This window comes from Psychrobacter alimentarius, assembly GCF_001606025.1.
Taxonomy (GTDB): domain Bacteria; phylum Pseudomonadota; class Gammaproteobacteria; order Pseudomonadales; family Moraxellaceae; genus Psychrobacter; species Psychrobacter alimentarius.
Genome location: NZ_CP014945.1, coordinates 2,296,263 through 2,309,104, shown reverse-complemented (window position 1 = coordinate 2,309,104; position 12,842 = coordinate 2,296,263). Strand labels below are relative to the sequence as shown.

Below are 12,842 nucleotides of genomic sequence, written 5' to 3'. Positions count from 1 at the left end.
AAGATAAGAGATCTTACTGTCTGTAAATTTGCGTTTAACACCTGACATGATTATTGATCAGAATCTAAAAAACCAGCTAAGACAACACATCTTAGCTGGTTAAGTTTTATTCAAACAAACGCTATATTTTAGACATTCTTACTGTGTTGTTTTTGTTGAATGTCTTTGGCCAGTTTATAGCACTCATTGATATGATCGTTTGCGATTTTCTTGAAGATAGTATAACCCATTGTTGCTGCAACTAACTGTCCACCAAGAGGAACAAATTTGGTAACTTGCTTGGCTGCGATACGACCACCAAAGCCTTGGATGGTTTTCTTAACAATACCGCGAGTTGCCATAAGTCCAGCAAAATCTACCGTGCGGTCTTTTAATGCACTCCAATGTACAGCTCTAGATTGCAAATCGATTGCTGATTGGCGGCCTTCAATCAAACCAAAACGCTCACTGATTTCAGGCACCAACTGCGTAAGCATACCAGCATCAACTGCAACGTCAAAAAACGGAACAGGGACGATAGCTACACCGGCAGATATCTTAGCGCGCTTTTTTACCAGCTTCTGACATTCTTTTTTTACTTGTTCAAGATCTAAGTTTGGGTCAATAGTATCTGGTAGTTTTTCAGCAAGTGGTGTAGTTTTCATAGGATATCCTTATAAATATAAAATTAAAAAATAAATAACAAGTTGTGCAGATGGCTACCATTCTATGGATTTATAAGCCGTATACAATCATTGCTTTGTAGCAAAATGCAGAAAAATACAGCAACTATGCACCGTTTTTGTAAATAGTTAGATTTTTAAGTAGGGTAATAATGAGTTCTTTGACATATTCACCGAAATAAGCGCTTTATCATAGCTCTTATCTTCGTATTTTGAGGTAAAAAAATAAACAAGTATGACAAAAATTGTGATTGTGAGCCTCTGCTAAAGCCAGTAGAATAGGCAAATGCTAAATTTAACCCCTCGTTATACCCATACTCGCATCGACGAGTTACCGCTCGCATTGCAACCTCTTGCTGCTCAATCATCAACGCTTGCTCGTCTATATGCAGGTCGCGGTATCACCGATCCTTTAGAACTTGATACTGGACTATCTGGATTGTTACCTGCTGAGAAGTTGCACGGTGTTATAGAAGCAGTCCGCTTATTAGATGAAGCAATTGATGAAGGTCAACGCATCTTAATCGTTGGCGACTTTGATTGTGACGGCGCAACCAGTACCGCGCTTATGATGCGCGCACTCACCAAAATGGGTGCTGTGGTTGATTTTTTAGTGCCCGATCGTTTCAAGTATGGCTATGGTCTAACGCCAGAAATTGTTGAGCTGGGTATCAAGACTTATCAGCCAGATATGATAGTGACGGTAGATAACGGTATCTCCAGCCATGAAGGTGTAGCGCGCGCACAAGCGGATGGCATCACCGTTATTATTACTGATCATCATCTGACTACTAAAGAAACACCGCCAGCCCAAGCTGTGGTCAATCCAAATCAGCTTGGTTGTGGTTTTGCTAGTAAAGCACTGGTAGGGGTGGGCGTGGCTTTTTATGTACTTGGACGTCTGGCCAAGTTACGCCGTGCAGAGGGTAAATCTACTGTGCAAGTTAGCCAATATCTAGACTTAGTGGCGCTCGGCACGATCGCCGATGTTGGCGTGCTCGATAAAAATAATCGCATCTTAGTACATCACGGTCTGGCTGCTATTCGCCAAGGTCGCTGTTGCTTAGGTATCTTAGCTCTATTAGAACAAGCAGGTCGCGACCCTAAGAAATTACAGGCACAAGACTTCGGTTTTGTCTTAGGTCCGCGTATCAATGCTGCTGGACGTATGGATAATATGCGTATCGGTATCGAATGCTTATTAACCGAAGACTGGCGTACTGCGCAGCGTTTGGCGCAAGAGCTTGAGGAGTTAAATCGTACTCGTCGTCAGGTAGAAGGGGAGATGCGAGCACAAGCAGATAGTATTGTGCAGGCATTAACTGAAACTGATAGTAATGACGCTGCTGTAGAAAGTAACGAAGTCGATGACGTGATTGTGCAGCCTGAGCCTAAAACAGAAACTATCAACAATCACAAGCGCAGTATTGTTTTATATCAGGACGACTGGCATCAAGGCGTGATTGGTATCGTGGCTGGACGATTAAAAGAAAGTCATTATTTGCCTAGTATTGTCTTTGCTCCAGCGGATACGCAGCGGACGGGCGAAGATGATGCCATCAAAGGCTCAGCACGTTCTATCGCTGGTGTACATATTCGTGATGCGATTGAGCAGGTCGCTGAGCGTCATCCTGATCTTATCAGTCACTTCGGTGGACATGCAATGGCCGCAGGATTGACGCTTAAACGTCGTAACTTCGAAGCATTTGAGACAGCTTTTAATGATGTTATGGCGCAGATAGATGATGAGATTTTTGCAGAACAGAAATTCAGTGATGGGCCGTTGCAGGCAACTGATTTTAGCCTATGGTTTGCTGAGCATTTGGCCGATGCCAGTATTTGGGGTCATGGTTTTGCGCCACCAATATTTGACGGCGTTTTTGAGGTATTGAGTTTTAAGATATTAAAAGATAAGCATCTTAAATTATCACTGCGATATCCTGATGTACAGTATCCGATTGAAGCTATCTATTTTAATTTTGATAGTAGCATTTGGGATTATCGTACCGAACGTGTCCATTTGTTGTTTCAATTGGACATCAATGAATGGAACGGCAAACAAAGCTTACAATTGATGGTCAAAGACTTGGCAGTAGTAAAAACGACTTAAGAGACTAATTGTCTGAGAGGTAAAGTATTTTAATATTTCCATTCAAGTGTTGGAAACTGCCAGTCATAGCGTATCGCCAGCATACGTAAAGTAAAAATCGTACTCATTGTGGCGATATCTGTGACCCAATCTCTTACACCAAGATTATGCAGGGCAAAGTAGAGAATACCGCCAGTTAATGCTGCAGTGATATAAATCTCTTGCTGAAGCACGAGTGGAATCTCATTACAGATCATGTCACGAATGATGCCACCCACGATGATAGTAATCACACCCAGCAGCAAGGCGACAGGCACATTTGTTCCCATGCTGTCAGCGACCTTGATACCAATGAGTGTAAAAGCAGATAACCCGATGGTATCTGATAATCTAAGGAATTTATTGACACGTTTGGAATTGGGATGAAAAAATATTTGCATAACCAATGAAGAAATAGTGATGACCGTCAGATAACTCATGTCTACCATCCAAAATAATGGATGACGGTTTAAAATGACATCGCGGACAGTCCCACCACCGATAGCAGTCACAATGGAGACAAGTAGACAGCCAAATACATCGAATTTCTTATGCTTGGCCAATATTGTGCCTGAAATGCTACAAGCCACAATGCCTATCATGTCAAAGAGATATATCAAAGAACCGGGATCAAAAGTGGTGATTAGCGTTGCAGGATTCAATGCGATAGCCAGCATAAACAAGTCTCATTAAATTTAGAGGATAATCAATCGATACTGGATATGCTAAACCAAAACTAAGGTGCCAATACTACTATATTTGCATCAAATCACTCACATTAAAGATTTATACTAAGCACTAAGTACCTAGGCAACGAGGCGAATAGACGGTAAATGCCAATCGAACTTCAGTGCCAACATACGTATAGCAAAGATAACAAACAGCATAATAAATTCATTGATACCAGAGTCGATACCTAAACGTTGTAAAAGTAAATACGTCACAGAACCAGCAATACTGGCAGTAATGTAGATTTCACGCTGTAGCACGAGTGGAATCTCGTTACAGATGATATCACGTAGTAATCCACCAATAATGGCTGTCCAAACACCCATCATAATAGCAATGAGAGGAGCCATATCCTGCGTCAAGGCGATCTTAAAACCAATCACACTGAAGGCAGCCAGCCCAATCGCATCAAAAAGCTTAAGCGCGTTATCAATCTTATGATACAGATGAAAGAACATTTGTAAAATAAGAGAGGTCGCGGTAATTACAATCACATAATTGAGATCTGTCATCCAAAATAAGGGGTGACGGTCCAGCGCCATATCACGTAGCGTACCGCCGCCAATGGCATTGACCATTGATACCAATACACAGCCAGAAATGTCTAAGCCTTTATGCTGTGCCAGCAATGTCCCTGCGATGGCGCAAGCGATCACACCAACCATATCTAGTAAATATAATAAAATATCTGGAAAAATTAAAGCATTGCCCATGGTTGTAGTACCAAGTAGTGACCATAAAAATAGCTTAAGAACAGTTGCCTTAAGCCGAATTTAAACCAAAATTTTAAAAATGTTTTGTATTAGATGGCCATTAACCATCTTTGGCAAACAGGATTAGTCCAACGATAATCAATCCAATACCCAGTAAACCCATTGCTGGTGGTATAGAATTATTCAGCAACAACATCCCGCCAATCAAAGCAAATATGACTTCACTGGCTTGTGTCGCATCCACGCCAGCTACCTCACTAGACGTTTCTGCTTTTTCACGTGCATACAAGAAGATACTAGTAGCGCCAACACCTGCTAACAAAGCGACAAGCAACGTATTGAATAACTGCGAAGTGTCTGGCATATCAGGACGAATGATAAGACCTAAGAGTAGCCAAAATGGCAAACTTCCGAGTGTCATTAGCCATACTTTGTTAAAAGCATTCTGTAGTAAGTTGGTTTCGATAGCAGGTATGCGGGCAATAAGGGTTTGCAAAAATGAAGCAGAAGCGGGCGGGCTGGTATGATTGACGTTTAAACTATCGTCTGCCGTATAATTCGTATCCATTGATAAGACAGGCGCTTCTGTAATCAAAGCGTTTGTGTCCTCATGCATGTCATTTTGTGAAGTATGACCGTCTTGGCTCGATAATAAGTCAGCACGCTGCTTACGATTGTTATAAGACACCTGCCAAACCAGCTGATTACCAATAGGGTAACTAAAGGCGGCAATCAGCGCCGGTAAGGCACCATAAAGAAGCATATCTTTCATAGATGCGGCATTCGCATCTAAAGCAGAAGCAGCATGCATGCCTTCACTAACATTGACCATGGCCACACCAACGAATACCAGTAGCGCATACGCAATGAACTTTTTATCAAAGCGCTGTCCAAATGCTACTAATACTAGCAAACTCGTTACGACAGTAAACATAAAGGTAGCGGCAACGACCCACCCTGCAACATGATCGGCTGCATAGCAAATACCTGTATAAAATACCCCAAAGCCAATACTGCCCGTAATACACCAAAATACCCAGTGCTGACAAAAAATAGTCATGAGTTCTTTGATACGGTCAGCGCCGTGCTGCATAGCAATGATGGCAGTGACAATCAGCAACATAAACACATAGCGCATACTGGCTGACCAAAACCAATTCCCACCAGCCGCGCTCATTAGCTCGTTTAAAATAAATGTCGAGCTAAAAAATGCGCCCGCTAATAAGCCCAATAAAATTAGTTTGACCATGCCGATACCTTCATCCTTGACGTACTATGTACTAAGATCGTTTATATAAATTATTTATTTGCCCTTGGCGTCTGCCCAAATGATTTTGTGTAGTTGCAACTGAAAGCGTACGGGCAGAGCGTCAACCAATATCCATTCTGCTAGTTCGCGTGCCAATACGGGTACATCAGGACCGATGTCCTCATCAACATCCTCTCCAACATTGAACATGGGCGAAAACCAAACCGTACCAACCCGTTCATTGAGTTTATGTTCAGCCAGTTTTGCTTTTGCCCACTCATAGTCTTCGCGGTTCATAATGACGAATTTGATTTGATCATGCTGAGTCAAATAGTCGAGATTTGACCATAAGTTTTTATCAACTTCACCTGAGCTTGGCGTTTTGAGATCCATCACTTTACTGACAGCGGGTGGAACATTTTCTACTGTCAGAGCGCCGGCCGTTTCAAGCGATATCTCATAGTCTTCGCTCAGCAAACGCTTCATCAACTCAATCGCGTTTGGTTGAGCGAGAGGTTCACCGCCAGTCAAGCAGATGCGTTTACATGGATGGCTTTTTATCATCGATATAATTGTATCCAATGATTGACGTTCACCGCCAGTAAAGGCGTATTCGGTATCACAATAGACACAGCGTAATGGACAGCCAGTCAGGCGCACAAATATCGTTGGTAAGCCTGAGGTCAGCGCTTCACCTTGTAAGGAGTAAAATATTTCTGTCAAACGTAGACCCGCTTCAGGATCTGTGACAGGGATGGTGGCATTACGTAAGATTGACATAGAGAGGCACAGTATAGGAGTAAGAATTAAAAATTAAGGATGAAAAAATGAGGTTAGAGTCATCACTTTTGTCGCTGGTATTATACGCTGATATTGAGCAGTAAACCGTTGTTTGCGAAGAGTAACATATTTTGAATAGAGAATTCACAAATGTCTTAATTGGTATTGTGATACATCAAACAGTTTGGATTAGCATGCCTTATTAAGAGAATGTTTCTCTTATATAAAACGGTATTTTTCACTGGGTCACTGACAGTATAAAGGTGCTTAGAAAGCTCTAAGCACCTTTGACAAAAATTATTATGAAATGAATCGGTTATTAAGATTAGTCTAAACGCAATAACTCATTTACAGCGGTTTTTGCACGCGTTTGTGCATCAACTTTTTTCACGATAATCGCAGCATATAAGCTGTGTGTGCCATCTTCTGATGGCAAGCTACCTGGTACGACAACAGAACCAGCTGGTACACGACCACGATGAATTTCGCCAGTTTCACGATCATAAATACGCGTAGATTGACCGATATACACACCCATAGAGATGACAGCGCCTTCTTCTACGATCACGCCTTCAACGATTTCAGAGCGAGCACCGATAAAGCAGTTGTCTTCGATAATAGTCGGATTGGCTTGTAATGGCTCTAATACACCACCGATACCAACGCCACCTGATAAATGAACATTTTTACCGATTTGAGCACATGAACCCACAGTTGCCCAAGTGTCTACCATAGCGCCTTGATCGACGTAAGCGCCAATATTGACATACGATGGCATAAGTACAGCACCAGCTGCAATATATGAGCCTTTGCGTGCAACGGCTGGTGGTACAACACGTACGCCAGCTTCTTTAAACTGAGCTTCGGTCCAATCTGCAAACTTAGTCGGTACTTTGTCATAAAACTGTACATGTTCGCCAGCGGCTTGAACATAGTTGTCATTGAGACGGAAAGATAGTAAAACGGCCTTTTTCGCCCACTGGTTTACGACCCATTCGCCATCCTTTTTTTCTGCAACGCGTAATGTACCGTTATCTAATTGCTCAAGTACTTGCTCGACCGCTTCACGAACGTCTTGTGGCATGGTGCTTGGGCTGTATTCGTTGCGATTTTCAAAAGCTTGTTCGATGGTTTGTTGTAGTGACATATAGGTTCCTAATGTTGATGAAAAAGTAGTACAAGTGACTATTATTAAGTAACTATTATAATGAAATGAAGCTTGTGACTCAGACGAAAATTTGCTTGCCATATTGTCTCTAATTTAGCGACTTTTAGCAAACGCGTTGAGCGTAAACTTGCACATCTGGTTTAGCGATTAGGAATATTGCTCTCTAACCACTCCAAAATATCCTCATAGACACTCTGATTGTCTGTTTCATGCAATGGCTCATGACGCATGTTGGCATAGAGCTGAATATCTACGGTGCTAAAATTTTGCTTGTTTAAGCGCGTGACAATTTTACGAATGCCTTTACCCATATCACCGATTGGATCTTCTTCACCACTAATAAATAGCATTGGGAAGTTTTTGGCAATCGTGGTAGACCAGCGTTTGTTTAAACCTGTCTCCATGAGTGAAAACAACGTCATAAAGCCATTATTAGTAAAATCAAAACCGCTCATTGGATCGGCTTCATAAGCGGCAACATTGGCTGGGTTCTCGCTCAACCAAGCAAATGGCGAGGAAGACGTGTGATTATCGAGTCTGAAGTTCAGCACCTTGTTCATGACTGTCCCCAATACTTTATTTGGTTGTCTAGGAGCGACTCGTGCCAGTAATCGATTAATAGGCAGCAATACTTTGGTCAATGGGTTGGTATCAGCTGTTCCCATCAGAATGGCACCCGAAAAATTGTGTGCATGATGCTTGAGTACGTTGCGTACAATGAACGAGCCCATAGAATGACCCATCACAAAATGCGGTACGTTAGGGTGGCGAGACTTTAGGCTATCTGCCATAACAACGACGTCTTTTAACAACGACTGTACTGGGTGTTCTTCACCAAAAAAACCTAAGTCTTCTTCTGTTTTAACGGTCTGACCATGACCAAGCTGATCGTAAGTTGCTACAGCGATACCGTTATTTGCCAAAAACTGTGCAAAATCTGTATAGCGACCACTGTGTTCTGCCATGCCATGTACAATCAACAACGTGGCCTTTATCGCCATGTCTTGATTGCTTGGTTCAAAAAAACTGTGATGTAAGTAGTGGATGTTGTCAGAGGAAAGAATGTGATCGTTACTTGTATCAGGGTGGCTAATCATATCGAGCTCCTTAAATGATGTTACTGTTTTTTAATTTTAATCAAACGGTTTTGGATTTTATTCAATCACATAGAGAGTAATCTTAAAAAAGTGTGTCAAAAATATCGGCCTATTATACGTCGCATCTTCAATGATTGTACGTAACACTGATAATCATCTGACATTTTTAACCTTTTTTATTACTTCGGCTGCTTTTATTTCATGCATTCAAAACTCATACTTATACTACCAGATTGGTAGATCACAAAATCTAATAGTCTCACTGTGTTGATAAGTTGACGGATTGGCGATCAGAATTAAGCTCTGAGCTTATATTGATCAAACTTACTAAATACTTTTTAAATAGGGTCTCATCTCTCTTGAAACAATGATAAAGGTTTACAATGTTTCTTAATTTTGCTTAAATAGTTTAACAAATGAAACTTTGTTTCGCTTAGCAGAACGAAATATTCATAGAGTGCTGTATAGAATATTTGGATAGATTTGTTACGTGTCTTTGTTTTAGCGACATCAATAGCAATGATTGAGAGTAGCTGAGCATAGGGCACACGGTTTATTTATCAGAAGGATTACTATACTATTACAGCTCTGTAATGCGTTAATTGCAGTAGCAATGCAATTAGATTTATTAAACTGATTATTTTCAAGGATGAATTCAATGCTCAATTCTCTAAAATCCCCATTACTTTTATCAGCAATGCTAAGTGCCATTTTAGGTCTGACAGCGTGCTCATCTCCAAGCTCAGAGAACAGTGAAAGCGCAGCGGCAGATAGTAGTGCTACGGACGAAAATAAGCTTGATACTAAGTTTCTTACCATCGCGACAGGCGGTGCATCAGGCCCTTACAACATCATCGGTACTTCATTATCAGAAGTCTATGTAAAGACTTTTGGAGTCAACTCAAAAACGCAGACCACCGGTGCCTCAGTTGAAAACGTCAATCTATTGACTCAAGGTAAAGTTGATATGGTGCTGGCGCTCAGCGACGTGGTTACAGACGCGGTCGAAGGCAAAAACAACTTTGATAAGCCAATCACCAATATTCAACAGCTGGCTGTCTTGTATCCTAACGTGGTGCAAATCGTCACCACCAAAAAATCGGGTATTAAAAATATTGAAGACCTAAAAGGCAAGCGCATTGCAGTAGGGGATCAAGGCTCTGGAACAGAAGTAAATGCGCGAACGTTATTAGAAGGGTTTGGGATTACTTATGATGATGTGACAGTTGATTATCTTGGCTTCTCTGAAGCAGCCGATGGCATGAAAGCAGGTAAAATTGAAGCAGCGTTCTTTAGTAGTGGTCTTCCAAACTCATCGTTGATGGAATTAGAGCAGGGCTTAGACTTGCAATTGGTTACTATCGATCAAAACAAACTCAAAGAAATCATTCAGTCAAAACCTTACTTTAAAACCTTTGAGATTCCTGCTGGTACTTATGGCAATGACGCTGCGATTCCAACCGCCGCCATTATGAATGCCTTATTGGTTAGCTCTGATCTGTCAGAAGCAGATGGCTATAAGTTGACCAAAGCATTATTTGATAATTTGGATGGTCTAAAAACAGCGCACCAAGCCGCCAACGATATCAGTCTAGAAACGGCTAGTGAAGGTATGGTCGCTCCAATTCATCCTGGCGCGAAAAAGTACTATGACGAACAAGCAGCCAAATAAATTATTATGGTTAGTCAGTGGCGCAGCAGGCATTGCGGCACTGATGTTTTTTACTCTATGGATGGGCTTCGCTCAACAATCTGTTGTTGAAGTACGAGTCGCAGGACTAGAGGGTGATGACGACAAGGTTTGTTATTTTACCGACCCTGATTTTGAGCTGCGCTGGATACATTCTGTAGAAAAGCAATGGTGGGAAGAGCAATACCAACGCATGGACGATGAGTTGCTACTGACCACCACTTATTTTGAGGCTTTCGGGGCAGGCACGCCCTCTACCGAAAAACTCGCTCCCGTACAAAAACCTGGCTATCTGGGTTATCAAATCGATGAAAAGCTGCCTAACCTCAATTGGGTAGTATCTAGACTGACCAAAGGTGAGATTAATTACGGTGGCCATCGTTTTTTGATTCATCAATGGGTGCCAGACTATTCTGAAGTGGTGATCATGCCTAAGACGTATGGTTTAATTGATAGACTTGAAAAGGACTTGTGTCATGAACTCCCAAGTGACGGATCACAATAATGATTTGCCCATACATTCCAACACCGACTCTAAGACTAATGTCGACGCTGAACTTGAGGTGCAAGCCCACAATAAAGCCATATTAGAAAAATACGATCGAGAGTCAATCACGCGTCATATCACTCAAGGACCAGTAAAGTATTTCATCGCTGGTATTTGTATACTTTATTCACTTTTTCATTTGTATATTACCTTTAACCCGATGCCCGCATTATTACAGCGATCTGTGCATGTGGGCGTCGGTTTTGCGCTTATCTTCTTAATTTTCCCAGCCAGTAAAAAAAGCAGCCGCAAACGAGTGGCTTGGTATGACTGGATTTGGTTCGCTCTTTCCTTATCGGGGATGGCTTATTTGATCTATGAGTATCAAGACATTGTCACCTCACGTGGGGGCATGGCGAATATGACAGATGTCATATTTTCTTTGATTACCGTCATCTGCGTATTGGAGGGAAGTCGCCGTATCACAGGTTGGATTTTACCGATATTGGCTGCTATATTTTTGGCGTATCCGTTTGTAAGTCATTTGAATTTTATGCCAGACAGACTACTGACTCGCCCTTATGACATGGGCGATATTTTTGGTCAATTATTTCTAAAAACTGAAGGCTTGTATTCTGTTGCGATCGGCGCATCGGTTACTTTTATCTTCTTATTCATCCTCTTTGGTGCCTTCTTAGCACGATCAGGGATGGGACAGCTCTTCAATGATTTAGCATTGGCTATTGCTGGCCATAAAAAAGGCGGTCCTGCAAAAGTCGCAGTTATTTCCAGTGGCTTTATGGGAAGTATTAATGGGTCGGCGCTGTCGAACGTGGTGAGTACAGGCGCTTTTACCATCCCTTTGATGAAAAAAGTTGGTTATCACAAAGATTTTGCTGGCGCGGTTGAGGCGAGTGCGTCTGTCGGCGGGCAGATATTGCCACCAATTATGGGTGCCAGTGCATTCATTATGGCAGAGACTACAGGCCTGCCTTATAGCACAATTGCGTTGGCAGCATTATTACCAGCTATATTGTATTATTTGGGCGTAATTGCACAGGTGCATTTTCGGGCGGGGCGTCGCGATTTAAAAGGCATTGCAAAAGAGAGCTTGCCTGCGGTAAAAGAAGTGTTAAAAGCACGCGGTCATATGCTATTACCGATTGTCTTTTTGATTTTCTTATTAATCAGAAACGTACCTGTCGGCTATGCCGCAGCTTATACCATTGGGTTTACTATTTTGGTAAGTATGCTACGTGCTGAGACTCGTATGAGCTTTGCAGACATTTTGGGCGCACTAGAAGATGGTGCGCGCCAGTCGCTCGCGGTAATGGCTGCTTGTGCGGTCGTTGGTATTATTATTGGGGTTGTGAGTCTGACCAGCTTTGGTACAGTGATGACATCTTCTATCGTCACGCTTGGTGCAGGATCGCTGTTCTTCACGCTTATTTTAACGATGCTAGCATCTATGGTCTTGGGGATGGGGCTACCGTCTATTCCTGCTTATATTATCACCGCGACAATGGCTGCTCCAGCCTTGGCTGGTTTTGATATTCCGATCTTATCAGCGCACATGTTTGTATTTTACTTCGGTATCTTTGCTAATATTACACCGCCTGTGTGTTTGGCAGCCTTTGCTGGTGCTGGCATCTCGGGTGGTGATCCGATGAAAACTGGGTTCTTATCGCTCAAACTGGCGCTGGCAGGATTTATTGTGCCCTTCATGTTTATCTATAACCCAACGATGTTGTTGATAGATCCGACAGGTCTAGCGGTAACGGCCAAGGATTTCCCGCTACCACCGATTGTAGATATCATTACGGTTGTTGTGACGTCGGTCATGGGTGTCATCGCTTTAAGCTCAGCATTGGAAGGATACTTTAAAGGAGACATGAATCCGGTGACTCGTGTTATCTTAGCCATTGGTGCTCTATTACTGATTTATCCTGAAATTACCACAGGCATTGCAGGTGGTGTTATCGTTCTTGGTATTGCAGCATGGAATATGAAGACAAGTAAAGCACCTACACCAACGGTGAGTGTTTGATTTTGAATATGCAGTACCAATTCCAAAACTGTGATTAGCTGTGTCAAACTCGTTTAGTCTACAATACGTAGTACTTGCACTCGTTTTCCTTG

General features: G+C 42.2%; 11 protein-coding genes. 4 read left to right on the top strand and 7 right to left on the bottom strand.

The genetic code is table 11. The features are described from left to right. Positions 1-128 precede the first annotated feature (128 nt). Entirely contained in the window at positions 129-644 is a 516-nt protein-coding gene (locus A3K91_RS09415; protein WP_062845022.1) for a DUF697 domain-containing protein, read from the bottom strand. 304 nt (positions 645-948) lie between these two features. Between A3K91_RS09415 and recJ the strand changes: the two genes are divergently transcribed. Continuing rightward, positions 949-2,772: a single-stranded-DNA-specific exonuclease RecJ gene (gene recJ / locus A3K91_RS09410; protein WP_062845021.1), complete on the top strand. Its 1,824-nt coding sequence runs from the start codon at positions 949-951 to the stop codon at positions 2,770-2,772. A gap of 29 nt (positions 2,773-2,801) precedes the next feature. On the opposite strand, the gene A3K91_RS09405 is transcribed toward recJ, so the two are convergent. From A3K91_RS09405 to A3K91_RS09380, 6 genes are all read right to left on the bottom strand, one after another. After that, positions 2,802-3,467 (bottom strand): trimeric intracellular cation channel family protein, encoded by a 666-nt coding sequence (locus A3K91_RS09405; protein WP_062845020.1) that lies wholly within the window; start codon positions 3,465-3,467, stop codon positions 2,802-2,804. Positions 3,468-3,596: 129 nt separating this feature from the next. Further along, a complete protein-coding gene (locus A3K91_RS09400) occupies positions 3,597-4,232 on the bottom strand; it encodes a trimeric intracellular cation channel family protein (protein WP_062845019.1) in 636 nt (211 codons plus the stop codon). 100 nt (positions 4,233-4,332) lie between these two features. After that, positions 4,333-5,481, bottom strand: a complete 1,149-nt coding sequence (locus A3K91_RS09395) for a multidrug resistance efflux transporter family protein (protein WP_062845018.1) — start codon at positions 5,479-5,481, stop codon at positions 4,333-4,335. 54 nt (positions 5,482-5,535) lie between these two features. After that, positions 5,536-6,261: a 7-carboxy-7-deazaguanine synthase QueE gene (gene queE, locus A3K91_RS09390; RefSeq protein ID WP_062845017.1), complete on the bottom strand. Its 726-nt coding sequence runs from the start codon at positions 6,259-6,261 to the stop codon at positions 5,536-5,538. A gap of 325 nt (positions 6,262-6,586) precedes the next feature. Next, positions 6,587-7,408, bottom strand: coding sequence for a 2,3,4,5-tetrahydropyridine-2,6-dicarboxylate N-succinyltransferase (gene dapD, locus A3K91_RS09385; RefSeq protein WP_062845016.1), 822 nt, complete (start codon positions 7,406-7,408; stop codon positions 6,587-6,589). Between the two features lie 161 nt (positions 7,409-7,569). Next, positions 7,570-8,526, bottom strand: coding sequence for an alpha/beta fold hydrolase (locus A3K91_RS09380; protein ID WP_062845015.1), 957 nt, complete (start codon positions 8,524-8,526; stop codon positions 7,570-7,572). A 658-nt stretch (positions 8,527-9,184) separates the two neighbouring features. On the opposite strand from A3K91_RS09380, the gene A3K91_RS09375 reads away from it, so the two are divergent. Genes A3K91_RS09375 through A3K91_RS09365 form a run of 3 tightly spaced genes read left to right on the top strand, consistent with a single transcriptional unit; the run spans position 9,185 to position 12,750 of the window. After that, positions 9,185-10,198, top strand: a complete 1,014-nt coding sequence (locus A3K91_RS09375; protein WP_062845014.1) for a TAXI family TRAP transporter solute-binding subunit — start codon at positions 9,185-9,187, stop codon at positions 10,196-10,198. Continuing rightward, positions 10,176-10,721 (top strand): DUF1850 domain-containing protein, encoded by a 546-nt coding sequence (locus tag A3K91_RS09370; protein WP_062845013.1) that lies wholly within the window; start codon positions 10,176-10,178, stop codon positions 10,719-10,721. Before A3K91_RS09375 ends, A3K91_RS09370 begins: the two co-directional genes overlap by 23 nt. Further along, positions 10,693-12,750, top strand: a complete 2,058-nt coding sequence (locus A3K91_RS09365; RefSeq protein WP_208855345.1) for a TRAP transporter permease — start codon at positions 10,693-10,695, stop codon at positions 12,748-12,750. The genes A3K91_RS09370 and A3K91_RS09365 overlap by 29 nt, the downstream gene beginning before the upstream one ends. Positions 12,751-12,842 lie beyond the last annotated feature (92 nt).

Coding starts and splice junctions, on each gene's coding strand:
- A3K91_RS09365 (WP_208855345.1), top strand. CDS start 10,693: ATGAACTCCCAAGTGACGGATCACAATAATGATTTGCCCATACATTCC.
- recJ (WP_062845021.1), top strand. CDS start 949: ATGCTAAATTTAACCCCTCGTTATACCCATACTCGCATCGACGAGTTA.
- A3K91_RS09370 (WP_062845013.1), top strand. CDS start 10,176: ATGACGAACAAGCAGCCAAATAAATTATTATGGTTAGTCAGTGGCGCA.
- A3K91_RS09415 (WP_062845022.1), bottom strand. CDS start 644: ATGAAAACTACACCACTTGCTGAAAAACTACCAGATACTATTGACCCA.
- A3K91_RS09395 (WP_062845018.1), bottom strand. CDS start 5,481: ATGGTCAAACTAATTTTATTGGGCTTATTAGCGGGCGCATTTTTTAGC.
- queE (WP_062845017.1), bottom strand. CDS start 6,261: ATGTCAATCTTACGTAATGCCACCATCCCTGTCACAGATCCTGAAGCG.
- A3K91_RS09400 (WP_062845019.1), bottom strand. CDS start 4,232: ATGGGCAATGCTTTAATTTTTCCAGATATTTTATTATATTTACTAGAT.
- A3K91_RS09405 (WP_062845020.1), bottom strand. CDS start 3,467: ATGCTGGCTATCGCATTGAATCCTGCAACGCTAATCACCACTTTTGAT.
- A3K91_RS09380 (WP_062845015.1), bottom strand. CDS start 8,526: ATGATTAGCCACCCTGATACAAGTAACGATCACATTCTTTCCTCTGAC.
- A3K91_RS09375 (WP_062845014.1), top strand. CDS start 9,185: ATGCTCAATTCTCTAAAATCCCCATTACTTTTATCAGCAATGCTAAGT.
- dapD (WP_062845016.1), bottom strand. CDS start 7,408: ATGTCACTACAACAAACCATCGAACAAGCTTTTGAAAATCGCAACGAA.